21 protein-coding genes are annotated in these 22093 nt (G+C 58.7%); 14 read left to right on the top strand and 7 right to left on the bottom strand.

What is annotated here, in order from left to right; genetic code table 11:
• The first annotated feature begins 3 nt into the window (after positions 1-3).
• The 6 genes from phnE to AC5JQH_RS16355 all read left to right on the top strand — a co-directional run bounded on the left by phnE (position 4) and on the right by AC5JQH_RS16355 (position 4696).
• Complete coding sequence (gene phnE, locus AC5JQH_RS16380) at positions 4-834, top strand: phosphonate ABC transporter, permease protein PhnE (protein ID WP_008175865.1); 831 nt, start codon at positions 4-6, stop codon at positions 832-834.
• Positions 835-843: 9 nt separating this feature from the next.
• Positions 844-1854 (top strand): phosphonate dehydrogenase, encoded by a 1011-nt coding sequence (locus tag AC5JQH_RS16375; RefSeq protein WP_008175866.1) that lies wholly within the window; start codon positions 844-846, stop codon positions 1852-1854.
• Positions 1848-2708, top strand: a complete 861-nt coding sequence (locus AC5JQH_RS16370; RefSeq protein WP_008175867.1) for a LysR family transcriptional regulator — start codon at positions 1848-1850, stop codon at positions 2706-2708. Before AC5JQH_RS16375 ends, AC5JQH_RS16370 begins: the two co-directional genes overlap by 7 nt.
• A 105-nt stretch (positions 2709-2813) precedes the next feature.
• Complete coding sequence (locus AC5JQH_RS16365) at positions 2814-3422, top strand: sigma-70 family RNA polymerase sigma factor (protein ID WP_008175868.1); 609 nt, start codon at positions 2814-2816, stop codon at positions 3420-3422.
• Positions 3419-4147 (top strand): anti-sigma factor, encoded by a 729-nt coding sequence (locus tag AC5JQH_RS16360; RefSeq protein WP_008175870.1) that lies wholly within the window; start codon positions 3419-3421, stop codon positions 4145-4147. Before AC5JQH_RS16365 ends, AC5JQH_RS16360 begins: the two co-directional genes overlap by 4 nt.
• A 120-nt stretch (positions 4148-4267) precedes the next feature.
• The gene (locus AC5JQH_RS16355; RefSeq protein ID WP_219122842.1) at positions 4268-4696 is read left to right on the top strand and encodes a DUF7282 domain-containing protein; all 429 of its coding nucleotides are present in this window, start codon (positions 4268-4270) and stop codon (positions 4694-4696) included.
• Between the two features lie 82 nt (positions 4697-4778).
• On the opposite strand, the gene AC5JQH_RS16350 is transcribed toward AC5JQH_RS16355, so the two are convergent.
• The 3 genes from AC5JQH_RS16350 to AC5JQH_RS16340 all read right to left on the bottom strand — a co-directional run bounded on the left by AC5JQH_RS16350 (position 4779) and on the right by AC5JQH_RS16340 (position 8236).
• Complete coding sequence (locus tag AC5JQH_RS16350; RefSeq protein ID WP_405418906.1) at positions 4779-5015, bottom strand: hypothetical protein; 237 nt, start codon at positions 5013-5015, stop codon at positions 4779-4781.
• 89 nt (positions 5016-5104) lie between these two features.
• Positions 5105-6592, bottom strand: a complete 1488-nt coding sequence (locus tag AC5JQH_RS16345; RefSeq protein ID WP_412537274.1) for a fibronectin type III domain-containing protein — start codon at positions 6590-6592, stop codon at positions 5105-5107.
• Between the two features lie 363 nt (positions 6593-6955).
• Positions 6956-8236, bottom strand: a complete 1281-nt coding sequence (locus AC5JQH_RS16340) for an NAD(P)/FAD-dependent oxidoreductase (protein ID WP_493791883.1) — start codon at positions 8234-8236, stop codon at positions 6956-6958.
• Positions 8237-8420: 184 nt separating this feature from the next.
• Between AC5JQH_RS16340 and AC5JQH_RS16335 the strand changes: the two genes are divergently transcribed.
• Positions 8421-9938: an aldehyde dehydrogenase gene (locus AC5JQH_RS16335; protein ID WP_493805763.1), complete on the top strand. Its 1518-nt coding sequence runs from the start codon at positions 8421-8423 to the stop codon at positions 9936-9938.
• A 74-nt stretch (positions 9939-10012) separates the two neighbouring features.
• Here AC5JQH_RS16335 and AC5JQH_RS16330 read toward each other — a convergent pair whose 3' ends face one another.
• A complete protein-coding gene (locus tag AC5JQH_RS16330; RefSeq protein WP_092030145.1) occupies positions 10013-11377 on the bottom strand; it encodes a glutamine synthetase family protein in 1365 nt (454 codons plus the stop codon).
• Between the two features lie 345 nt (positions 11378-11722).
• On the opposite strand from AC5JQH_RS16330, the gene AC5JQH_RS16325 reads away from it, so the two are divergent.
• Genes AC5JQH_RS16325 through AC5JQH_RS16310 form a run of 4 tightly spaced genes read left to right on the top strand, consistent with a single transcriptional unit; the run spans position 11723 to position 15705 of the window.
• The gene (locus AC5JQH_RS16325) at positions 11723-12829 is read left to right on the top strand and encodes a polyamine ABC transporter substrate-binding protein (RefSeq protein ID WP_008175893.1); all 1107 of its coding nucleotides are present in this window, start codon (positions 11723-11725) and stop codon (positions 12827-12829) included.
• Positions 12830-12832: 3 nt separating this feature from the next.
• The gene (potA, locus tag AC5JQH_RS16320; RefSeq protein ID WP_288944608.1) at positions 12833-13951 is read left to right on the top strand and encodes a polyamine ABC transporter ATP-binding protein; all 1119 of its coding nucleotides are present in this window, start codon (positions 12833-12835) and stop codon (positions 13949-13951) included.
• 4 nt (positions 13952-13955) lie between these two features.
• Positions 13956-14885 (top strand): ABC transporter permease subunit, encoded by a 930-nt coding sequence (locus tag AC5JQH_RS16315; RefSeq protein WP_493805762.1) that lies wholly within the window; start codon positions 13956-13958, stop codon positions 14883-14885.
• Positions 14878-15705, top strand: a complete 828-nt coding sequence (locus tag AC5JQH_RS16310; RefSeq protein WP_104270238.1) for an ABC transporter permease subunit — start codon at positions 14878-14880, stop codon at positions 15703-15705. Before AC5JQH_RS16315 ends, AC5JQH_RS16310 begins: the two co-directional genes overlap by 8 nt.
• Positions 15706-15729: 24 nt before the next feature.
• Here the strand turns inward: AC5JQH_RS16310 and AC5JQH_RS16305 are convergent, their stop codons facing one another.
• Positions 15730-16620 (bottom strand): LysR family transcriptional regulator, encoded by an 891-nt coding sequence (locus tag AC5JQH_RS16305; RefSeq protein WP_104270237.1) that lies wholly within the window; start codon positions 16618-16620, stop codon positions 15730-15732.
• Between the two features lie 104 nt (positions 16621-16724).
• On the opposite strand from AC5JQH_RS16305, the gene AC5JQH_RS16300 reads away from it, so the two are divergent.
• Together AC5JQH_RS16300 and AC5JQH_RS16295 are read left to right on the top strand one after the other, a co-directional pair.
• Positions 16725-17165 (top strand): DoxX family protein, encoded by a 441-nt coding sequence (locus tag AC5JQH_RS16300; protein WP_008175901.1) that lies wholly within the window; start codon positions 16725-16727, stop codon positions 17163-17165.
• Between the two features lie 25 nt (positions 17166-17190).
• Positions 17191-17964, top strand: coding sequence for a DODA-type extradiol aromatic ring-opening family dioxygenase (locus tag AC5JQH_RS16295; protein WP_493805761.1), 774 nt, complete (start codon positions 17191-17193; stop codon positions 17962-17964).
• 12 nt (positions 17965-17976) lie between these two features.
• Here AC5JQH_RS16295 and AC5JQH_RS16290 read toward each other — a convergent pair whose 3' ends face one another.
• Both AC5JQH_RS16290 and AC5JQH_RS16285 read right to left on the bottom strand, forming a co-directional pair.
• On the bottom strand, positions 17977-20478 hold the full coding sequence (locus tag AC5JQH_RS16290) for an efflux RND transporter permease subunit (protein WP_493805760.1): 2502 nt from the start codon (positions 20476-20478) through the stop codon (positions 17977-17979).
• Positions 20475-21587, bottom strand: a complete 1113-nt coding sequence (locus AC5JQH_RS16285) for an efflux RND transporter periplasmic adaptor subunit (protein ID WP_482931265.1) — start codon at positions 21585-21587, stop codon at positions 20475-20477. Before AC5JQH_RS16285 ends, AC5JQH_RS16290 begins: the two co-directional genes overlap by 4 nt.
• On the opposite strand from AC5JQH_RS16285, the gene AC5JQH_RS16280 reads away from it, so the two are divergent.
• Complete coding sequence (locus AC5JQH_RS16280) at positions 21557-22030, top strand: hypothetical protein (protein ID WP_482931264.1); 474 nt, start codon at positions 21557-21559, stop codon at positions 22028-22030. The genes AC5JQH_RS16285 and AC5JQH_RS16280 overlap by 31 nt on opposite strands.
• The last annotated feature ends 63 nt before the right edge of the window (positions 22031-22093 follow it).

Genomic DNA, 22093 nt, shown 5'->3' with positions numbered 1-22093 from the left:
TCCATGAGTTATACCCCGACGGAACCGGCGACTCTGTCGCCGGCTCCGTCAGCTCCGGTGCTGGATGAGCATGCCCGGGGCTGGCGGAAAAAACTCCTGCAGACAGGTCTGGTCCTTGCGGTGATTCTCATTGCCAGCTGGTACGTGGGCCTGCTCGATTTCAAAACCCTGGCCAATGGCATGCCAGCGATTGGCGTCCTGTTGGGTGAATCTCTGCCGCCCGACTTTACCAATGTCATGAACTGGGTTTCGCCACTTGTCGACACCCTCGCCATGAGCATTGCCGGCACTGCAATTGCGGTTGCCGCTTCGGTACCACTGGCTTTCCTTGCTGCACGGAATACGTCGCCACACCCGGCTGTTTTCCACATAACACGCACCATTCTGAATGGCCTGCGGTCAGTTCCCGAACTGATCATGGGGATTATCTTCGTCGCTGCCGTCGGCTTTGGCGCGCTACCGGGCGTTCTTGCCCTCGGCCTTCACTCTATTGGGATGGTCGGCAAATTCTTTGCAGAAGCCATTGAACATGTGGACGAAGCCCCGGTGGAAGCAGCCGATGCCGCCGGAGCGACTCGCCTACAGGTTCTCTGGCACGCAGTTCTGCCCCAGGTTCTGCCGCAGTTCGCAGATGTATCCATCTACCGCTGGGAGTACAACTTCCGCGCCTCGACCGTTATGGGCATGGTGGGAGCAGGGGGTATCGGTTTCGAACTCATGGGCTCACTGCGCATCATGCAGTACCAGGAAGTCAGTGCCATCCTGATTGTTATCCTCCTGATGGTCACGATTGTCGACAGCCTGAGCGGCTTCCTCCGTAAGAAATTCAAGTAAGGAAAACGAATGAAACCAAGAGTTGTGATAACTCACCGGGTACACGATGAAGTCCTGGCTGCCCTCGAACCACATTGTGAGCTTGTAACCAATCAGTCAAACCGCACGCTCCCGCCAGATTCGGTGAAGGCCAGGGTAGCCACAGCCGATGCCGTGATGGCCTTCATGCCGGACAGGATCGGCGATGAGTTTCTGGCGGATTGCCCGAACCTGAAGATCGTGGGCGCAGCCCTGAAAGGTTACGACAACTTCGATGTGGACGCCTGCACTCGCCATGGGGTGTGGCTTTCATTCGTGCCGGATCTTTTAACCGTACCCACCGCAGAACTGACCATCGGACTCACCGTTGGCCTTACCCGGCAGGTAAAGGCAGCGGACGAATTTGTTCGTTCCGGAGAGTTCAGAGGGTGGCAGCCGAAGTTCTATGGGCTGGGAATTGAGGGCGCTACCATTGGCATTGTTGGAATGGGTGCCATTGGCAAGGCCATAGCTGTCCGTCTGCAGGGATGGGGTGCGAACCTGCTCTACTCAGAGCCCGAGGGCTTGCCCTCTGATGAAGAGAGGAATTTGGGGCTGGCGCATACAGGACTGGAAGAGCTTCTCGCCCAATCCGATATCGTAATACTGGCGCTGGCACTGAACGAGCATACCTTTCACACCATAAACCCTATACGCCTGGCACTGATGAAGCGGGGTGCCTATCTGATCAACCCATGCAGGGGTTCTGTGGTCGATGAGAACGCCGTACTGGCGGCACTGGCCTCCGGACAGTTGGGTGGTTACGCCGCCGATGTATTCGAAATGGAGGACTGGGCACGAACGGATCGTCCGCATGAAATCAGTCCGGAGTTACTTGCCCATCCGAACACATTATTTACCGCTCACATCGGCTCGGCCGTACAAAGTGTAAGGCTGGCCATTGAGCAACGGGCGGCCGAGAACATTCTGCAGGCATTACGGGGTGAACGGCCGCGGGATGCGATCAATTCTCCGTCATTACGTGAGGACTCTCCATGCTGAATCCGGTCTGGCTCAAGAGCTTTATCGCGTTGGTCCAGCATCAGAGTTTTCAGGCCGCTGCAGAGAATCTTGGAATCGCCCAACCCACTCTCTCCCAGCATATCCAGAAACTGGAACAAGACCTGGATGTGTTGTTGATTCGAAGGGGAAGATCAGGCTGCGAGCCCACCAGGGCAGCTTTGGCACTGGTACCATTCGCAAACAGTATATTGCGCCTCGACAAACATGCCCGTGAAGCGGTTCGGGGGGCCGGCGTTCGGATAGGGGCGAGCTCAAACATTGGCATATATATGCTCCAGCCCTATCTTCGGGCCTTCAGGGACGATAAAGCCTCGCCCGACGTGGACCTCGTAATTGATAATAACCCCTCAATTGCCCGGCAACTAACGATCGGTGAACTCGACATAGCCATAATGGAGTGGTGGCAGCCTAAACCCGGATTTCTGGCGCAGGATTGGCGGCGAGAACAGATGGTACTGATTGTTCCACCCGATCACCCATGCGCAGATCTTCAAAGCATAGATCGGGACACCCTCGCAGAAATGACGCTGCTTGGCGGAGAGCCTGGCACAGGCACAGGCCGGCTACTGGCAAACTTCTTTGGTGACGAGGGACCGTTTCCGAAGGTGTCTATGCAACTAGGGAGCACAGAGGCTGTCAAACAGGCAGTCAAGGTTGGACTGGGTATATCGCTGGTGTTGGAAGCGACGGTAAGGGAGGAAGTCCAGGCGGGCTCGCTACGAGCCATCCCCGTTAGTAACCCTGGGTTGGAAAAGGAACTCATGGTGGTCTACCCGAATGCCTTGGCCAATCATCCGCCAGTCTCTGCATTCCTCAGCCAACTGTGCCACTGAGCAAACGAATAGCTCACACCGAGTGTTAGCCAGACTGCAATTTCATGTTGAGCAACAACGGACCAACCAGTAACCTGCTGATCAGACACCAAAGCCCGAGGCCCCATGAAGCCTGACTCCCATCAGCTCCCAGACAATGCCAGCGCAGGAACCGGCCCGCAGTCGCCATCCGATGGCCCTGAGCGTGTTGCCCGGCTGATTCACCGCGTCGCTCAAAAAGACCGCCAGGCTTTCGCCCTCCTCTACCAGGCAACTGCCCCGAAACTTCTGGGCACCGTGTTGCGTATCCTCAGAGACAGAGGGTGGGCAGACGATGTTATCCAGGACAGTTATCTCAAAATCTGGCAAAAAGCCGAGCAGTTTCAGGACGGCAAATCTTCGCCGATTACCTGGCTGGTGTCGATTGCCCGTAACGGTGCCATTGATGAGCTGCGCAAACACCCCGCCGGACGCACCACGAACAGCGACGAGCTGGATGAGATGCCAGGCCGGCAGACATCAGCTCAGGAACAGCTGGAAGACCAGCGGGCGGCAAATCAACTGAATCACTGCATCGACCAACTGGAAAAAGACCGACAGGACATGGTGCGCCTGGCCTACCTTAACGGATGGTCCCGGGAGGACCTGGCAAGCCAGTTTGAACAGCCGGTCAACACGGTAAAGACCTGGCTTCACCGCGCATTGAAACAGCTCAAAAGGTGCCTCGAATCATGACTGAACGCGACGACCTGGACATGCTGGTTGCAGAGTTCGTTCTGGGCACATTGCCAGCCTCGGAGCGGGCCTATCTTGAAAGCCGGCGCAATGAGGACCCGGAGGTAGATGCGCTGATTCTGCAATGGGAAGAGCGCCTGGGTAAGCTGGCCGAGGAAACCGAGCCCGTTCAGCCCTCACCGGCGTTGTTCGCAAAAATCGAGAAGGCTCTGGACCGGGTGGAATCGACGCCTCGCGAGGCTGCCGAAACGTCCAACGTGGTTGCGCTGCGCAGCCAGCTGAACCGCTGGCGCTGGAGCACGGCGATTGCCTCGGCGGCCGCCCTGGTTCTCGTGGCCATTCTGGCGTTCCAGCCGCAGCCCGAGCCTCAAGCCCAGTCGTTTGTTGCGGTTTTCCAGAACAACGATGAGCAGCCGGCCTTCCTGCTGACGGTGGACCTGAAGGAGCAACGGCTCAACATCCGGCCGGTCACCGCCGAGCCAAGACCCGGAAAATCCTATCAGTTGTGGATCAAGGCCGACGAGCTGGGTCCAAACCCCCGCTCCGTGGGCGTTCTGGGCAACGATTTCGCGCTGGATGAAGGGGCGTTGAGCAATTACGACCCTGCCCTGCTCAAGGAGGCCACGTTCGGCATCAGCGTCGAGCCCGAAGGGGGCTCACCCACCGGACAGCCCACGGGACCGGCGATTCACGGTTACCTCTACCCCACCGACGGAAACAATTAATAGGCAGGTGCCAAAAAAATCTTCCGTGCCTGAAACTTTGCGCATCGGCTCCCGTAGCTGCAGTTAACCCGCCCAAAAACAACCCAACGGGCGGGAAACACTGACACTCAGGAGAACGCAATGAACAAGCACGCAAAAACTTCCGCACTTCTGGCCGCCCTCGTTTCCGGCGCTTTCGCAACCGGTTCTGCATTGGCCGCTGAACACAAGGCCGGTGTCTGGACCAACGATCAGTCTGTTGCCAACGGCGTTGTATCCGCCAGAAAGGTGGTTGCCGAGCAGAATGGGTGGCTGGTGGTTCACCGCACCGACGAATCCATGAAGCCGGGCCCTGTTGTCGCCCACGCGCCGTTGCGCAAAGGTATGAACATGGACGTCGCCGCCATCCTGACCGAGGAAGTGCAATCTGGTGACATGCTGATGCTGATGGTTCACAGCGAAGACGGCGGGATGAAAACGGGTATTTTTGAATACACCCTGGGCGCCAAGGAAGACGGCCCGATCAAAAAGGACGGCAAGCTGGTGATGTCGACTATTACCGCAAAATAATCGCTGGCGATAGTGCCGGCTGCTGCGCTGACTGGCGAATGCAGCCGGCATATCAAACCGGATTAATTACCCACGGCCAACCCTATCTGCCGTCCCCCTTCACGCCCAATCTGTCGAGGTAAAGATGGAGTTCCGCCTCGCTAATGTCCACGTATTCAAGTACGCGCCCATACAGCATGGCGGTCGGGACATTGCGGCCCTTCAGCTCTTTCTGAGTTTCATGCAGGACGTAAAGAATGATTCTTTCAGTGCGGGTAAGGCCGTCTCTGGCGTCAGGGATCACTTCAAGGAGAGTGCGAGAGTAGTCTGAACCGGCCATGATGTACCTGGTATGGAGCAATGGACCAGCACATAGTAACAGGCTGGCAGCGAAGCCCCCAGAGGGGGTCGCTGCCTTTTACCGCCAAATCAGATCTGTTTGTAGACCACTTCAGACAACCGGCTGCGATTACCATCGGTGTCCAGGGTACGGATAGCGAAGTACCAGGTGCCTTCAGTCAGCTCATCAACCAGCAGCTCGTCGACGGAGGCGTCACCAATGGCCAGGCTCTGGTCGAGGTTTTCAGCGCTGGTACCGTAGACTACCTCGAAGCCTGCAATTTCACCCATGGCCAGGCTGTCGCCATTTTCGCGGGTCAGCGGCGCGGTCCAGCTCAGCAGTGCTGTGTTTGCAGGAGCGGTTTCCTCAGGCGTCGTCTCGGTGACGGGCTCGCTGATTTCAGTGTCTGTTCCTGTGTCCGCTACGGTTTCGTCGGTGGTTGTATCAGTCGTTGTATCGGTGGTTGTATCACCGCCTGACGTCGAGTCACCTGACGTATCGGGCTCAGTTGTACCGGCAACCTGCTCGTCGGTTGAACCTGTTGAGGTATCGGTCGAGGTATCGGTGCTGGTGTCGGTTGAGGTGTCAGTGGTGCTGCCGGAATCAGTTCCAGCGGTTTCATCGCCGCCAGTGGTTCCGTCGGTGGTATCACCGGAATCGGCGACGTCGGCATTGCTTTCTTCGTTAACATCGGCAATGGTTTTGAAGCGCTGTACATTGCGGTGTTCAACAACGGCCAATCTCTGGCTAATGACGCTTGATTCCACTGCATTCTGGAGCTCGGAAGATTGCAATGCGGCGGCGCTAACCAGATCCGCCAGTGCCACGTTGGTTCCATCGCCCATAACGCTGATCTGGCCGTCGGCACTCACCTGCGAGCTGACATCAGCCAACACATCAGAAATCGAATCCCATTGGGCGTTATCGTTGACCAGTGCAAGGAACGCCGCGTTCGCAATCGCCACCTGAATGGCGTCAGCGGATACGCCGGTCATCTCATCCAGATTGGTGAGATCCGGCGGTGTCAGACGCAGGGCGCCAGCCGGAAGGCCGAACCAGGTTTCGACTGTGGTGTAGGCATTGGAAATGGCAACCGGTGAAAGACCGTCACCACTGCGCTCCGCCAGAGTTACAGCCAAGTGGGTCAGTGGCGTGAGGTTTACGGTTTCCATGCGCAGGTCGCCAGCACCACGTAAGCTGAAATTGCTATCAAGGGGCATGCTCTGTCCAAACGCCACAGCCGCGCCGCCAGCCTGATCGCACTGGGGAACAACGTCGCAGATCATGCGGGTACCACCATCAGCGGTGAGCTCAACCAGCGCCCAGCCCTCGGCCTTGCCGCGGAGCTGCCACTCGTAACTGCCATCGTCTGCCGTCAACACCGGTTTCGCTGCCTGGCGTTGAGGCGCGTAAATGCCGTCCTTGTCCGCAATCAGGCGGTTGGCAACAACCAGCCCCTGCTGGATGACGCCCTTGACCGCTGCGCCGGCAATCTGGACCGTCGGCTCGGCAGTGACCGAGGGCTGTGTGGCGGTGTCTTCGTCACCTGAAATGTCCAGACCGCAGCCCGAAAGCATAACAACCGCAGGTAAAATCAGCAGTCCTTGCTTCGTTAGTTTTTTGCCGCAATATGACATTGTTTCGCACCAATTATTTGACGAATTTGAGCGAATCTTACAGCGGCAGTTTTCGGTTATATGCGGCCCAGTTCCGGATTTTTCGGCCGGATTACGTCAGAAAATTGGCGTTTACGGAGGGATACACGTTGTGATGGAAGGTTACAGCATGGAGCCCGGACTCCCGAGCATAGGTCATTGTTTTAGGTCCGCTTTTCACAATTCGCTTAAATCCCGGCTGTGGGCCGGGAGCGAATAGCGGGCCGACTGATTACAAATTTAAACGTTGATGAAACGGGTACCGTTTCACAGTTTTCCGGTGACTCAAACGCCCAACCTGTCCCGCAGCGCATAGTACCAGGCTCCCATCGCCGTCAACGGCACCCGGAAGGCGCGGCCACCCGGGAACGGGTAATGCGGCAGGCTGGCGAACGCATCAAACCGTTCCTCCTGATCCTGGATTGCCAGTGCCAATGCCTTGCCTGCCACGTGTGTGAAGGTAACCCCATGGCCGGAGCAACCCTGGGAGTAGAACACGTTCTCGTGCAAGCGCCCGAGCTGTGGCAGGCGCGACAGGGTCAGCAGGAAATTGCCGGTCCAGGCGTAATCGATCTTCACATTCGCCAGTTGCGGGAAGGTTTTCAGCATATTCGGGCGAATCAGCCGTTCGATGTTAGCCGGGTCGCGGGCGCCGTAGACCACGCCACCGCCGTAGATCAGGCGGTTGTCACCCGACAGCCGGAAGTAGTCCAGGAGGTAGTTGCAGTCTTCGACGCAGTTGTCGTTCGGCAGCAACTGCCTGGCAACGGCCTCCTCCAACGGCTCGGTAGCAATAATCTGCGAGCCGCAGGGCATGGATTTGGCCCCAAGCTCCGGCACCAGGCCGCCAAGATAGGCGTTGCCCGCCAGGACAACCGTTTGCGCCCTCACCTCGCCCATGTCGGTTTTAACGGTTACGGTTTTACCGGGGGCGATGCTCGTTACCGTGGAGTGCTCGTGAATCACGCCGCCGCGCGACTCGAGGGCCGCGGCTTCGCCGAGAGCCAGATTAAGCGGATGAATGTGGCCGCCGGTGTGATCAATGGCGCCGCCGACATACCGGTCCGTGCCAACCCGGGAACGGATGGCACTCCCATCCAACAGTTCCAGTTGGTCGTAACCGATCCCGCGCCACTGCGCTTGCTGAGACTCCAGGTGCCTGAGCTGCTTTGGATTGAGCGCTGCGAAAATACCGCCTTCTTTCAGGTCGCACCGAATGCCGTAACTCTTCACCCGCTGGCGAATGATCTGGCTGCCCTCAAAGGCCATCTCAGACAGCAGTTTCAGGTGGTCTTGAGAGGTCTGTCTTTCGATGCTGTCCAGATCCCGGCTGAAGCTGTTAACGATCTGGCCGCCATTGCGCCCCGAAGCACCCCAGCCGACCGTCGCTGCCTCCAGAACCACCACCCTGAAGCCAGCTTCCGCCAGGAACAACGCTGTCGAAAGGCCGGTGTAGCCGGCACCGACGACGCAAACATCGGCCTCGCAAGACCCTCGCAGCGCCGGGCGCACAGGGGCCGAATTGGCGGAAGCTGCGTAATACGAGGGAACCGGGGGATACTCGATCATTATGTGACGCCAGAAAAGGTGATAGAGACGTTCAGGATCAGGCTGCAACGATGCGCGCCGCAGGAAGTCTATGCCAGCGCCGCGCGTTCGGAAAGACACGTTCTTATACCTATATCGTGGGCGGCGCCTGGGGATAAAAGTGCTGCTATGATTGCTCAACTCTACAGCCTGCGAGGCGTCCATGAATCAACCCGTCAGCTCTTCCACACCGACCAGCCAGGCCGAATGGCAGGCCCTGGCCACAAACCTCACTCTGGAGGGCCGCGCCTATCTGAACGGCGCCTATCAATGGGCGGCCAACGGCGAGACGTTTACCTCGGTCAGCCCGATTGACGGGCGCGAGCTGGCCCCTATTGCCAGTTGCGATCAGAGCGATGCCGACCAGGCCGTTATGGCTGCCCGCTCCGCCTTTGAGGCGGGCATCTGGAGCCAGCTGGCACCGGCAAAACGCAAGGCGGTGCTGCTCCGGTTCGCTGAGCTTATCGAAGCCCACGGCGACGAGCTTGCCCTGCTGGAAACACTGGATATGGGTAAACCCATCAACCACGCCAGAAACGTGGATGTGCCGGCCACCGCCCGGGCAATCCGCTGGACCGCCGAGGCCATCGACAAGGTGTACGGCGAACTTGCGCCCACACCCCACAACCAGATCGGCATGATCTCCCGTGAGCCGATGGGTGTGGTGGCGGCCATCGTGCCCTGGAACTTTCCGATGATTATGGCGGCCTGGAAAATTGCCCCGGCCCTGGCTACTGGTAATTCCGTCATACTGAAACCCTCCGAGAAATCGCCCCTGAGCGCCATTCGCCTGGCCGCCCTGGCCGGGGAAGCGGGCGTTCCCGCCGGCGTTTTCAATGTGCTTCCAGGCTATGGTCACACCGTGGGCAAGGCCCTGGCGCTGCACATGGACGTGGACTGCCTGGTGTTTACCGGGTCCACGAATGTGGCCAAGCAACTGATGATCTACGCCGGCCAATCCAACATGAAACGGGTATGGCTGGAGGCCGGTGGCAAGAGCCCCAACATTGTCTTCGCCGATGCGCCAGACCTGAAAAAGGCCGCTTCAGAGGCGGCCAGTGCCATCGCCTTCAACCAGGGCGAGGTATGCACTGCCGGCAGTCGCCTGCTGGTCGAGAACAGCATTCGTGCCGAGTTTGTAAGGCTGATATGCGAGGCCCTGAAAACCTGGCGTCCCGGCCATCCGCTGGACCCGGCGACTACCTGTGGCGCGATCGTGGATCAGGCCCAGCTCGATCGGATCATCGACTACATCGGCATCGGGCAGTCTGAGGGCGCACACCTGGTGGAAGGTGGGCAGCGGATTCTGGAAAACACGGGCGGCCTGTTTGTTCAACCCACGGTGTTTGACGGGGTGAATAACCAGATGCGCATTGCCTCGGAGGAAATCTTCGGGCCGGTGCTTTCTGTCATCGGGTTCGATACTGCAGACGAAGCCGTTGCCATTGCCAACGATTCCATCTACGGCCTGGCTGCGGCGGTGTGGACCTCCAATATCAATACCGCCCATAAGGTAGCCAAGGCCCTGCGAGCCGGCAGCGTGTGGATTAACCACTATGACGGCGGCGATATGACCGCACCCTTCGGTGGCTTCAAGCAGTCCGGCAACGGCCGCGACAAATCTGTGCACGCCTTCGACAAGTACACGGAACTGAAGGCCACCTGGCTGGTGCTGGAGTAGTTCGGAATAGTTCGTCGCAGTCCGGCAAATGAAAAACGGCGCCTTCAAGGCGCCGTTTTTCATCCCGGAATTGATCAGACCGTGTGCAGGTACCAGAGATATTCGAGATCGGAGATGGTCATCTCGAATTCGTTCAGTTCATGCTCCTTGCAGGCGACGAACACATCCAGAAACTGGCTGCCGAGATAATCGGCCATCACTTTCGATTGCCCCAGCTCCCGCAAGGCATCCCGCAAGTTATTCACCAATGAGGCTTCGTGCTGTTCATGGGCATTACCCACGGTGACGGGGGGTGGCTCTATCCTGTTGGAGATGCCGTAGTGAATGCCCGCCAGCACCGCAGCCATCAGAAGATACGGGTTGGCATCGGCACCGGCGACCCGGTGTTCGATTCGCAGGGCCTCCGGATCACCGCCCGGCAGACGCAGCGACGCAGTGCGGTTGTCCACGCCCCAGGTGGCGGCGCTGGGAACGTAGTACTCCGGGCTGAACCGGCGGTAGGAATTGATATTGGGGCAGAACAAGGCCATGGCGTCGTTCATGGTGGCGACCAATCCACCCACGGCCCATCGCAACATGTCGTTTGGCTGCTCGGCGTCGCCGGCAAACACGTTACGGCCTTCGCCATCCACCAGGCTCACGTGCAGGTGCATGCCACTGCCGGCCTGGTTGTGATAGGGCTTGGCCATGAACGTGGTGTCCATTTCATGGTCGTAGGCCATGTTCTTGATCAGACGCTTCAGCAGAGTGGCGTGGTCGCACGCCTGCACGGCGTCATCCACGTAGTGCAGGTTGACCTCAAACTGCCCGGGCGCGGACTCGGCTACCAGCGCATCCGCCGGCAATTCCTGCTCATGGGCGGCATCCAGCACGTCCGCCAGGAATTCTGCGTATTCGTCCAGATCATCAATGGAATAGGCCTGCGTGCCCGCAGGGCGTTTGCCAGAGAGGGGTGATTTGGGTGGCTGAGGGCGACCGGCGAGGTTTTCCTGATCAATCAGGTAAAACTCCAGCTCAAAGGCCGCCACAGTAGTCAGACCCAGTTCCTCGAAGCGCTTCATGATGTTCTGCAAGACCACCCGCGGATCTGCGAAAAACGGTGTCTCGCGATCCAGCTCATACATGGTCAACAGAAGTTGCGCAGTGGGCCGCTTCTGCCAGGGTTCCATAGTGAGGGTATTTTCAATGGGCAGACAGACGCGGTCTGCCTCGCCAATATCCAGGCCGAGGCCGGTTTCTTCCACCGTAGTGCCCTGAATGTTCAGGGCAAAGATGGACGCCGGCATAGCCACACCGCGTTCAAACACCTTCGCCAAAGCAGACGGGTCTACCCGCTTGCCGCGAACAATGCCATTCATATCCGGGATCAGCAGATCAACAAACTGCAGTTCGGGGTGTGCCTGAAGGAACGAGTCGGCACTCGAAGAACCAGAAGCCATAAGGGAAGCCATCCACAACGCAAACAGGCCTGGTGCCGAGGAGCCGGCGCAGGGGTTTCAACACTCCTTTATCCCGCTTTCCGGGGTGTTTGGCAAGATAGGGACATACCACAAATCCCGGAGTAAAATTTTTATAGCGCAACCCCGCATCTCATGATAAATATCGCGAGAATTCGGCAGGTTCCCCACCGCCGTTTCCAGGACAAGCCTTAAAGGAGTCAAAAGGCGGCGACCGGTTCTTCCCGGGACAACAGCCACCTGCGGCCACCCTCAGCAGACCTGCACAACACCGCGTGCGTCCTGCACGTTTTGTATTTATCCCTTTTGAGTGAGGGACATCATCCAATGTTGAAGTTGTGTAAGCCACAGGCGCTGGCCGCCTCTGTTGCGTTGTCTCTGTGTGCCTCTTCCGCGTTTGCCGCCGAGGAAGTGCGTGTCTACAACTGGTCCGATTACATCGCCGAGGATACCCTGGCGAAGTTCACGGAAGAAACCGGCATCAAGGTGATCTACGACGTTTACGACAGTAACGAGATCCTCGAAGCCGCCCTGCTTTCCGGTCGTTCCGGCTACGATCTTGTTGTGCCGTCCAACCACTATGTGGCCAAGCAGATTTCTGCCAACGCCTTCGTAGCGCTGGACCACAGCAAGCTGCCGAACATGAGCAACCTCAACCCGGATCTGATGGACGATCTGGAAAAGGTTGACCCGGGTAGCCAGTTTGCTCTGCCTTATCTCTGGGGCACCAACGGCTATGGCTATAACGAAGGCCGTATCCAGGAAATCCTGGGTGACAGCGCTCCCACCGATTCCTGGGCCCTGGTATTCGATCCTGAAGTCACCGGCAAGCTTGCCGCCGGCGGCTGCGGTATTGCCATGCTGGATTCCGGCGAGGAAATGGTTCGTGCTGCCATGGCCTACATTGGCCTGGACCCGAACAGCAACAACGCCGACGACATCAGGAAAGGCGGCGAGGTGATCAAGGCCATTCGCCCGAACATCACCTACTTCCATTCGTCGCGTTACATTGCTGACCTGGCCAACGGTGACCTGTGTGTGGCTGCCGGTTACTCCGGCGACATCCTGCAGGCCGCCGCACGCGCCGAGGAAGCCGAGAACGGCAACGTGATCCGCTACACCATTCCCAAAGAAGGTGCAGTCCTGTGGTTCGACATGATGACCATCCCGGCCGGCGCACCGAACGTTGAGAACGCCCACAAGTTGATGAACTTCCTGATGCGTCCGGAAATCATCGCGGACGTGACCAACTATGTGTGGTACGCCAACCCGAACAAGCCGGCCAACGAATTCGTTGATCCGGAGATTCTGAGCGATATCAGCATCTACCCGACCGATGAGGTGATGAAGAAGCTGTACATCATGGAAGGCCGGCCTCAGGACGCCCAGCGTCTGATGACCCGCACCTGGACCAACGTGAAGTCTGGTCGTTAAGCGGTGGAAAACGGCAACAACACCTCCGCGCAAGCGGAGGTGTTACTCAGCATTCGGAGCATTTCCAAAAGCTTTGATGGCACGCTGGCCGTGGACAATGTGAACCTGGACATCCACAAGGGCGAGATCTTTGCCCTTCTGGGTGGTTCCGGTTCCGGCAAGTCCACCCTGCTACGCATGCTCGCAGGTTTTGAAACGCCCAACGCCGGCTCCATCATGCTCGACGGCCAGGACGTTACAGCTCTGCCCCCGTTCCTGCGCCCGACCAACATGATGTTCCAGTCCTATGCTCTGTTCCCCCATATGACGGTGGAGCAGAACATTGCCATGGGCCTGAAACAGGACAAGTTGCCGAAAAGCGAAATTCGCGACCGGGTGGCCGCCATGCTGAAGCTGGTCAAGATGGAACCCTATGCCCGGCGCAAACCCCAGCAGCTTTCCGGTGGTCAGCAGCAACGCGTTGCCCTGGCCCGCTCACTGGCCAAACGTCCCAAGCTGCTGTTGCTGGACGAGCCCATGGGCGCCCTGGACAAAAAGCTGCGTACCGAAATGCAGCTGGAACTGGTGGAAATTCTGGAAAACGTGGGTGCCACCTGCCTGATGGTGACCCACGACCAGGAAGAGGCCATGACCATGGCCAGCCGCATCGCCATCATGGCGCAGGGCCGGATTGCCCAGATCGGCTCGCCCATCGACATCTATGAGAGCCCGAACAGCCGCATGACGGCAGAGTTTATTGGCTCGGTGAACATTTTCGAGGCCCACATCCGGGAAGACGAGGCCGACAGCATCACGCTGACCAGCAACCTGCTGGATGCGCCGGTTTTCATTGATCGTGGTGTAACCACGCCAGCGGAAACCACCGAAACCCTGGTTGCCCTGCGCCCGGAAAAAATCTACCTCACCGCGGACAAACCCGAGGGCGAGCACAACTGGAGCTGCGGCACGGTGGACAATATTGCCTACCTGGGCGACATCACGTCCTACTACGTAAAGCTGGCCAGCGGCAAACGCGTTCAGGCGACCATGGCGAACGTGGAACGCCGTGGCGAGCGGCCAACCTGGGGCGACAGGGTATTCGTATCCTGGGAAGCCTCCAGCCCCATCCTGCTCTGGAACTGAGCAAATGAGACGGAAACTTTTACCCACCCCTCTGACCGAGCGGGTGCGTGCAGTGCTGTTTAATCGCCGGGTGGTGTTCGGTATCCCGTTCCTGTGGCTGCTGCTGTTCTTCCTCCTGCCTTTTGCGCTGGTGCTGAAGATCAGCCTGACCTCGGCGGTCATGGCCATCCCCCCTTACGAGCCCGTATTCCGGTGGGTGGACAACACCCTGTCGGTGGTGGTGAACATTGGCAACTACCTGTTCCTGCTCTCGGACAGCCTGTATTTCGCCGCCTATTGGGGGTCGGTGAAAACGGCATTCCTGGCAACGGTGGTGTGCCTGGTCATTGGCTACCCCATGGCCTACGCCATGGCGCGGGCGCCGAAGCACTGGCAACTGGTGTTGCTGTTGATGGTGATGCTGCCGTCCTGGACCTCGTTCCTGATCCGTGTCTATGCGTGGATGGGTATCCTCGGCAACCAGGGGTTGCTGAACAGTTTTCTGATGTGGCTGGGTCTGATTGACCAGCCCCTGAAAATGCTGAACACCAACTTCGCGGTGGTGCTGGGCATTGTCTATGCCTACCTGCCGTTCATGGTGCTGCCCATTTACACCAACCTGGTGAAGTTGGATGTGCGGCTGCTGGAGGCGGCATCAGACCTGGGCTGCCGCAGCCTGACCACCTTCTGGGCCATTACCCTGCCCCTGTCGAAGGCCGGCATTCTGGCCGGTTCCATGCTGGTGTTTATTCCCGCGGTTGGCGAGTTCGTTATCCCGGAACTGCTGGGCGGGCCGGATACGCTGATGATCGGCAAGGTGTTGTGGGAAGAGATCTTCAACAACCGCGACTGGCCGGTGGCGTCTGCCCTGGCGATCGTGATGCTGTTGTTACTGCTGGTGCCGATTGTACTGTTCCATCGGTTCCGGGCCCGGGAGATGGAAAAGCATGGTTAAGTCCCGTTCCTTCAGTTTCTCTAAAGTGATGCTGGTTCTCGGCCTGCTGTTCCTGTACCTGCCAATGTTCGTGCTGATCGTGTATTCGTTCAATGCGTCCCGGCTGGTGTCGGTGTGGGCCGGCTTCTCAACTCAGTGGTACGGCGAGCTGTTCCGGGATGAGCAGATTCTGTCGGCGGTGTGGATGAGCCTGCGGATTGCCTTCTACTCCGCCAGCATGGCGGTGTGCCTGGGCACGCTGTGTGCGTTCGTGATCACCCGGTTCAAGAAGATGCGCGGGCGCACACTGCTGTCCAGCATGATTACCGCGCCGCTGGTTATGCCGGAGGTCATCACGGGCCTGTCGCTGCTGCTGTTGTTCGTGCAGATGGCCCAGACCATTGGCTGGCCGGTGGACCGTGGCATGGCCACCATCTGGATCGCCCACACCACCTTCTGCAGTGCCTATGTGGCGGTGGTGGTATCGGCCCGGTTGCAGGAAGTGGACCGCTCCATTGAGGAGGCGGCCATGGACCTGGGCTGTACGCCACTGAAGACCTTCTTCGTGATTACACTGCCAGTGATTGCTCCAGCGCTCGTATCTGGCTGGCTGCTGGCGTTCACTCTGTCGCTGGATGATCTGGTGATTGCCAGCTTCGTTTCCGGGCCGGGTGCAACAACACTGCCGATGGTGGTGTTTTCCTCCGTGCGGATGGGGGTTTCGCCGAAGATCAACGCGCTGGCCACCCTGATCATCGTGGCTGTATCGCTGATTGCATTTATCGCCTGGTATCTGATGCGCCGGGCGGAACGCAAACGGCTGCAGACACCGGACGCCTAGCGTCCGGAAGCCCCGCTCGCGCCCTCACAGGGCATCGGGAAAGGCAGAGACAAGGTAGTCAACCAGCGCACGGACTTTGGGCGTAACGAACTTGCGGGTGGGATAGACGGCGTAAACGCCCAGCTCGGTGGAGCGATACTCTGGCATCAGCTCCACCAGCCGCCCGGCTTCCAGGTCTTTATGAACCAGAAAGCCGGGCTGCAGCACGATGCCCTGGCCGGCCACGGCAGCGCCGCAGCAGGTTTCGCCATTATTGGCGTACATCCATGGTCTTACCCGCACGCTTATTGCGCCATCGGGGCCTTCAAAAGGCCAGTCATTGCCGGTCGTGAAGTTGCTGTAGCCGATAACTCTGTGGCTGAACAGGTCTGCCGGTTTCGCTGGGGAGCCGTGAGTGGCAATGTAATCCGGCGAGGCGCAAGCCATCAGCCGGGTGGAGGTTATCCGTCGGCTGACCAGTGTAGAGCTTTGCAGTGTGGCAATCCGGATGGCCAGATCAAAGCCTTCCTCGACGATGACCACCAGCCGGTCTGAAAGGTCGATGGACAGCTCCACATCCGGGTAGCGGGCGTGAAACTCTCCCCACAAAGGCGCCAGGTGGCTGATTCCGAAGCTGACCGGCGCATTCACTCGTAACGTGCCCCGTGCGACATCATTGCGGGAGGTGATTTCCGCTTCGGCCTCCTCAACGCCAGCCAGTAACTCCCGGCATCGGACATAGAACACCTCCCCTTCTCCCGTCAGCGACAGCCGGCGGGTGGTCCGCTGCAACAGCCGAACCCCTAGACGGGTTTCCAGCTCGCTGACATAACGCGAGACAGCGGCCTTGGACATCCCCAGATTCTCCGACGCAGCCACAAAGCTCCCCGCCTCAACCACGGTGCAGAACGTCTGCATCTCCAGCAATCGATCCATTGTTTCATTTTCCGGAACAGTTAATTCATTAAAGCCACGTTTATCCCTTTTATTGATATTTGTAAAGTACCCACATGCTCACAACACACCCAAGGAGATTCATCATGAACAACGCATTCCTGAACAAACTGATCGCCACTGACGCAGGCTGGGGCGCTCTGGCCCTTCGAATTCCCGTCGGTATCATTTTCGCCGCTCATGGCGCCCAGAAACTGTTTGCCTGGTTTGGCGGCTATGGCCTGGAAGGCACAGGACAATGGATGGATTCCATCGGGCTGAGTCCCGGCTACCTGATGGCCTTGTTGGCCGGCGGTGCGGAATTCTTTGGTGGCCTGGCTCTGATCATCGGCCTGCTGGTTCGCCCCGCCAGCGCGGTACTGGCATTCGCCATGCTGATCGCCATTTTCAGCGTTCATATCGGCAACGGCCTGTTCATGAGTAACAATGGTTACGAGTTTGGCCTGGCCTTGCTGGCCGTATCGGTATCCCTGGTATTCAGCGGCGCAGGCCGCGCGTCCATTGACCGCGCGATTGCAGCCCGATAACCACCGCAACCCGGAGGAGCAAATCATGAGTCTGTTTGTTTCCCACGGCGCTCCCACCTTTGCGCTGGAGCCGGGCCTTGCTGGCCCGGCCCTGACAGAGCTGGGCAAACGCCTGACCCGGCCCGCAGCTGTGCTGGTGGTTTCACCACACTGGATGACGGAAGAAATCCGGGTAGGCGTCTCGGAAACACCCGAGACGATTCACGATTTTCGGGGTTTTCCACCCGAACTCTATAACCTCGACTATCCGGCACCAGGCCATCCGAAACTTGCGCGAACTGCTCTGGCGTTGTTGGAGGCAGGGGGCTGGAAGGCCAGTGCTGACGAGACCCGGGGGCTGGATCACGGGGCCTGGGTGCCAATGATGCACCTGTTCCCTGATCATTCGGTTCCGGTATTCCAGGTTTCGATGCCAACGGATCTTGGGCCTGCGTCTGCCTGGCGGTTGGGCCAGGCCCTGCAGCCACTAGAGCATGAGGGTGTGCTTATTGTCGGATCAGGCAGCCTCACCCACAATCTGTACGACGTTCGCTGGGGTGACCCGAACGCATCCGGGTATGCGAGGGAATTCACGGATTGGGTCCGTGCCAAAGTGCAGGACGGCGACCATCAGCAACTGATATCAGCGTTGGAGGAGGCTCCCCATGCCACGCGGGCGCACCCAACCACCGAGCATTTTCTACCTTTGCTGGTGGCCGCCGGTGCAGCCGGGGAGCAGCAACCCGGCGTGCTGATTGATGGCGGCATCGAACACGGTGTTCTGGCCATGGATGCCTTCGTTTTTCAGCACCCAGCCTGAACGGTCAGCGAACTACGCTGCCGGTTGGCGGCGGTCCCGAACAGACTGGATCCATTTGTAAAATACCGGGACCAGCAATGTGCCCAGAACGGTGGCGGCAACCATGCCACTGAGAACCGTAATACCGAGGCTTACCCGGCTTGCAGCCCCGGCGCCACTGGCAAAGCCCGCTGCCGCCTCCCCGGAGATGGTTACCGAGCGCTTCAAGTTGAAATGCTGGATGCTTGAGGGCCCAAGCACCGGCTTGAGCGAGGCCAGCGTGGTCAGCGTGGTCAGCGGCACCATATCGCCATCCCGGTTGCGGACAAAGTAATGGGACAGATCTTCAGGACGTTGCCGGAATTCACCTTCGGCCTGCAGAAGCACACGGTAGTTCTTGCCGAAACGGGTAAAGTCGTTCACGTAAAGCGAGCCAAGCTGGGTCTGCAGGGTAGAGAAGATATCGGAGAGCTCAATACCCAGAGCCTTGGCCTTGTTCCTCTCGACTTCCAGCAGGTACTGCGGAATGTTCGCGCGGTAGGTGCTGTATACCCGGGAAAGCGCTTCACTCTGGTTGGCTTCGTAGATGAGGCCATTCATAACCTGCGCCAGCTCCGAGACGTCCCTGCCCTGATTATCCTGAAGGCGGAAGTCGAAGCCGGATGAGGTTCCCAGCCCGGGGATCGGAGGCGGATTGAAGACCATCACCTGTGCCTCGGGGATTGTCCAGAGCCTGGAATACAGTCTGGGAATGACCGCCCCCAGACCCAGACTGGCATCTTCCCTTTCTTCCCAGTCTTTCAGCATTACAATGCCAAGGCCATTGTTTGAGGATGCGCCACCCAGCAGCGAGAAGCCGGATACCGTAATGAAGTCAGTTACTGCCGGGTCTTCCAGAACCATGTCCGTTACTTTGGTTAGCACGGCTTCCGTGCGCTCCAGGGAAGCAGCATCGGGCAACTGCACATCCACGAACAGGAAGCCCTGATCTTCCGGCGGGACGAACGCCGAAGGCACTGATTTGAACAGGCCGGCACCGGCAACCAGAATCACCACCAGGGCAACGCCAACGAGCGCCCCTTTGCGCAGGAGCTGCACCACCAGCTTCGAGTAGCCGCTGGTGGTCCGCGTAATCAGTACCTCGAAAGGCCGGAGCCAGCCAATGGCTTTGTCCCCGCTCCTGCCAAGCAGCGCAACGCACAAGGCCGGGCTCAGTGTCAGCGCATTGATTGAGGAAATGATCACGGCCACCGAAATGGTGACCGAGAACTGCTGGTAGAGCTTGCCGGTGATCCCGGGCATGAAGGCAACAGGCACGAACACGGCCAACAAAACCAGCGTGGTGGCAATCACCGGCCCTGTGACCTCCGCCATCGCCTTGGTGACCGCCTCGCGTATTGGCAGCTTCTCCTCAGCAAGAATGCGTTCCACGTTCTCGATAACCACAATGGCGTCATCCACCACAATGCCAATCGCCAGAACCAGTCCGAACAGCGTGATGGTGTTGATGGAATAGCCAAGCACCGACATAACCGCAAAGGTGCCGATCAGAGAGACCGGGATCGCGATACTGGGAATCAGCGTGGCCCGCCAGTTCTGCAGGAACAGGAACACCACCAGGATCACCAGGCCGACGGCCTGGAACAGGGTAACGATGACTTCGCTGATGGAGCGGCTGATAAACTCCGTGGTGTCGTAAAGTACGGTGTGATTCACACCCTCCGGAAAACTCGCGGACGCCTCATCAACCAGTGCTTTTACCCGTTCCGCGACCTCCAGAGCATTGGCATCGGGCAGCTGGTAGATCACCAGGAATGCCGTGTCCTGATTGTTAAGTTTCGCGGTGGAGGTATAGGAACGGGAGCCCAGTTCGATACGCCCGACGTCCCTGAGGCGCACAAAGCCGCCATCAGGCCTGGAGCGGAGAATGGTCTGGGCGAACTCGTCGGGATCTGACAGGCGTTCCCGGGTCTGGATACTGTAGACAAACTGCTGGCCCGCAGGCACGGGCGGCTGGCCGAGTTTGCCGGCCGCGACAATCTGGTTCTGCTCCCGGAGCGCAGCGGCAACCTCCGCAACGGTCACATCCAGCGAGGCCATCCGGCGGGGATCCAGCCAGACTCGCATGCTGTAGTCTTTCGCGCCCATCACTTCCGCCGACCCTACCCCTGGCACCCGACCAAGGGCTTCGACAAGGTTATTGGAGGCGTAGTTGCTGAGGAAGACGCCGTCGAGATCCGGTCGCTCGGAGCTCAGGTTAATACCCATCAGCATGTTGCCAGCCTGCTTGCTGACCACCACGCCCTGTCGACGGACTTCATCGGGCAAAAACGGTTCCGCCAGGGCAACGCGGTTCTGGACGTTTACCTGGGCGCTGGCCCCGGGAAGCGATGCGGTCACCTGAACCTGGGGCGGGGCCATGTCCGGATACATATTGACCGGCAGAATGCGTAACGCCAGTAGCCCGGCCAGGGTGATCAGGATGGAAATAACAAACGCAAACTTCGGTCGATGAATAAAAATCCGGCTGATCATTGGCCAGCCCCACCCATCTGGATGAGCGCTCCGGTTTGCTGATCAATCTGTTTTTCAACGGGACTGACCGTAACCCCGGGTCGCACTTTCTGCAGACCCTCGACAATCACCCGGTCACCGGCTTCGAGCCCTGAACTAACGACCAGCAGCGCGCCCTCCCGGGAGCCGGTCTGGATAAAATGCTGGGCAACCTGGTTCTGGTCATCAACCACCAGAACAAACTTGCCTTCAATGGTTTCCTGAACCGCCACTTGAGGAACGAGCACCTGCGGTTCTCCGGACTGCCCCTCAACCCGGAGCGTTACGTACAGGCCCGGCACGAGCACCGCGTCGGGATTGGGAAAGACCGCTCGCATCGCAACGGTGCCGGTGCTGGCGTCCGTCTGCACGTCGGCGAAATCCAGCACACCAGCCTGCTCATAGCGTTCGCCATCTGGTAGGGTAAGATAGAGCCCCAGGGATCTGGATAGCGCTTGAGCAGATTCCGCTCCCCGGCGGCGGAAGTTAATAAAGTCAGCCTCATTGATCTGGAATTCGACGTAGACAGGGTCGGTCACCTGGATAGAGGTTATTGCTCCAGAAGAGGGACTGACCACGGCTCCTACGTCATAGTTCAGGCGGCCGATCCAGCCATCAAAGGGTGCTCGTATTTCAGCGTACTCGAGGTTACTTCCTGCCTTCTGAACGGCCGCCTGGGCAGCCTGAAGGCGGCTTTCAGCTGCGCTGAAGCGGTCTTTGAGTTTGTCCAGGTCTGCAGCCGACAGGAAGCCTTTCTCCGACACTTCTTCCCCTCGTTTCAGATTTCGGCTCGCAGAATCCACTTCGGCGCGGGCCGCAGCCAGTTCAGCATCAGCCTGTTGGAGATCAGCGCTTGCGCGAGTGTCCTCAAGCCGGATCAGGAGCTCGCCCTGGCTGACTTTCGCGCCCTCGGTAAAAAGAATTTCCCGGATTTCCGCTTCTATGCGCGGCGTGATATCCGCTTTGGCGGAAGCGGCCGTTCTGGCAACAAACTCCCGGGAAGGCCGGATTTCACTGGCCTCAAGTACCACCACGGAAACGGCAACGGGATTGATTTGCTTTGGCTCCTGAGGCTCAGAACACGCTGTCACTGGGCGTTGACGATCCCTGCGCCTCACTGAAAGGCATCGTTGCTGATTACCCCTCTGGTTTTGAGGCTTACCGTGGCAGCTCCAATAGTTTCAGCTCGGTAACTGTCTACAATGCCAAAGAACAGATAATCCGCGGACACTGCGAAGTTTGGAGCTGGGCCAATAACGACAGCGCCTACGTCTGCTCCGGCAATACTCCCAACGACGAGGTGGCGACCACCAGGTACAACACGGCTGTAAACTGGATGGGGCAGTGCCTGGGTGATAGCTGGTCAAGCACTGAAGGGGAAAGAACGAGGGATGGGATGAATGCAGGAATGGTCACCCGGTTCAGCGCGGCTGAGGCTGGGAAACCGAATGTATCGGTTCACAAGGTGGCCTTCCGCGGCGATTCAGCGGTTTATGTGTATGTGGGTACACCCAGTCGTTTGGCGGAGTTCTAACCCGAGAAACCCTGCCAGTTGAACAACAAAAAGGGCCACCCCCAGAGGTGGCCCTTTTTGTTT

Source organism: Marinobacter sp. H13 (genome assembly GCF_059072335.1).
The sequence above is the reverse complement of the archived record's forward strand: the minus strand, read 5'-3'. Positions and strand labels throughout refer to the sequence as shown.

Coding starts and splice junctions, on each gene's coding strand:
- AC5JQH_RS16310 (WP_104270238.1), top strand. CDS start 14,878: ATGGTTAAGTCCCGTTCCTTCAGTTTCTCTAAAGTGATGCTGGTTCTC.
- AC5JQH_RS16345 (WP_412537274.1), bottom strand. CDS start 6,592: ATGCTTTCGGGCTGCGGTCTGGACATTTCAGGTGACGAAGACACCGCC.
- AC5JQH_RS16350 (WP_405418906.1), bottom strand. CDS start 5,015: ATGGCCGGTTCAGACTACTCTCGCACTCTCCTTGAAGTGATCCCTGAC.
- AC5JQH_RS16365 (WP_008175868.1), top strand. CDS start 2,814: ATGAAGCCTGACTCCCATCAGCTCCCAGACAATGCCAGCGCAGGAACC.
- AC5JQH_RS16290 (WP_493805760.1), bottom strand. CDS start 20,478: ATGATCAGCCGGATTTTTATTCATCGACCGAAGTTTGCGTTTGTTATT.
- AC5JQH_RS16295 (WP_493805761.1), top strand. CDS start 17,191: ATGAGTCTGTTTGTTTCCCACGGCGCTCCCACCTTTGCGCTGGAGCCG.
- AC5JQH_RS16335 (WP_493805763.1), top strand. CDS start 8,421: ATGAATCAACCCGTCAGCTCTTCCACACCGACCAGCCAGGCCGAATGG.
- AC5JQH_RS16305 (WP_104270237.1), bottom strand. CDS start 16,620: ATGGATCGATTGCTGGAGATGCAGACGTTCTGCACCGTGGTTGAGGCG.
- AC5JQH_RS16330 (WP_092030145.1), bottom strand. CDS start 11,377: ATGGCTTCTGGTTCTTCGAGTGCCGACTCGTTCCTTCAGGCACACCCC.
- AC5JQH_RS16300 (WP_008175901.1), top strand. CDS start 16,725: ATGAACAACGCATTCCTGAACAAACTGATCGCCACTGACGCAGGCTGG.
- AC5JQH_RS16325 (WP_008175893.1), top strand. CDS start 11,723: ATGTTGAAGTTGTGTAAGCCACAGGCGCTGGCCGCCTCTGTTGCGTTG.
- AC5JQH_RS16360 (WP_008175870.1), top strand. CDS start 3,419: ATGACTGAACGCGACGACCTGGACATGCTGGTTGCAGAGTTCGTTCTG.
- AC5JQH_RS16375 (WP_008175866.1), top strand. CDS start 844: ATGAAACCAAGAGTTGTGATAACTCACCGGGTACACGATGAAGTCCTG.
- AC5JQH_RS16315 (WP_493805762.1), top strand. CDS start 13,956: ATGAGACGGAAACTTTTACCCACCCCTCTGACCGAGCGGGTGCGTGCA.
- phnE (WP_008175865.1), top strand. CDS start 4: ATGAGTTATACCCCGACGGAACCGGCGACTCTGTCGCCGGCTCCGTCA.
- AC5JQH_RS16370 (WP_008175867.1), top strand. CDS start 1,848: ATGCTGAATCCGGTCTGGCTCAAGAGCTTTATCGCGTTGGTCCAGCAT.
- AC5JQH_RS16355 (WP_219122842.1), top strand. CDS start 4,268: ATGAACAAGCACGCAAAAACTTCCGCACTTCTGGCCGCCCTCGTTTCC.